Source organism: Vibrio sp. Vb1755 (assembly GCF_033338635.1).
In the GTDB taxonomy this organism is placed as follows: Bacteria; Pseudomonadota; Gammaproteobacteria; order Enterobacterales; family Vibrionaceae; genus Vibrio; species Vibrio alginolyticus.
The window spans coordinates 1-1,027 of record NZ_JAWOTA010000373.1 but is presented as its reverse complement, the minus strand read 5'-3'; the positions used below and the strand labels follow the sequence as shown (position 1 = coordinate 1,027).

Genomic DNA, 1,027 nt, shown 5'->3' with positions numbered 1-1,027 from the left:
CCTTTAACCAAATAGATAGCAGCTGTCATTTCATTAGCTCTTGTTGAATTTTGAAAGGGGCGTATTGTCCGGGATGTTGAGGGCAAAAGCAATATCCCTCAACAATCCAGTCATTTGCTAAACAGTCGGTATCGTTAGTCATTATCGTTGGCATAGCTGTTAGCAGGCATAAAAAAGGGCCACTTGCGTGACCCTGATTAACTGATATTTGGTTATGCTCTCAAACCTGTGAGGAGAGATTCCATCGTATCGCTTTGCTTACGCAACTGTTCGACGTTTTGCGAGGTCGTACTGATCATATTGCACACATTATCTGCTTGAACTCGGATTTCTTCGACGCTTGCGGCGATGTTATCTGCAACGACACCTTGTTCCTCAGCTGCAGTCGCAATTTGAATACTGCTGTCTGAGATGGTTTGGTTTTTATCGGCAAGCGAGCCAATCTCTTGGTTTACTTCTGCCATCAGGTTTTGACCTTCGTTGGCATTGTTTACCGTAACTTCCATGAGTTTGGTGAGGGATTGGCTGTTACGCTGTAATGATTCAATCATCGCTTGGATTTCAACGGTTGCTTGCTGAGTACGGCCTGCAAGAGCACGGACTTCATCAGCAACAACCGCAAAGCCTCGACCTTGTTCACCTGCACGAGCCGCTTCAATTGCAGCGTTCAAGGCGAGTAGGTTAGTTTGCTCAGAGATACCGTTGATGGTTGTTACCACTTCATCAATTTGCGCTGCATTTGCATCTAGCTCTTCAACCGCTTGAGAAGCAGATTGAATCTCATTCGACAGATTTGAAATCGAGTGAAGCGTGTTTTCGACCTTCACTTGGCCTGACTGAGCCACACTACGTGCATCATCCGTTTGTGTGCTTGAATCGTGAGCCAGTGTCGCAACTTCACGAATCGTTGAAGCCATCTGCTCCGTTGCACTTGCAAGAGAGTTGAGGTGTTCTTGTTGTGTCGCAGAAATTTCAGAACTGTGTTGAATCGATTGATTCAAGTCCGAGCTGATTTGCTGCATAAGAG

Annotated in this window: 1 protein-coding gene; it reads right to left on the bottom strand. The window is 45.9% G+C overall.

Annotation, left to right across the window (positions count from 1 at the left end):
- Nucleotides 1–212: 212 nt before the first annotated feature.
- A partial coding sequence (locus tag R7E00_RS25220; RefSeq protein ID WP_318124940.1) for a methyl-accepting chemotaxis protein occupies nt 213–1,027 on the bottom strand: 815 nt, incomplete at its 5' end.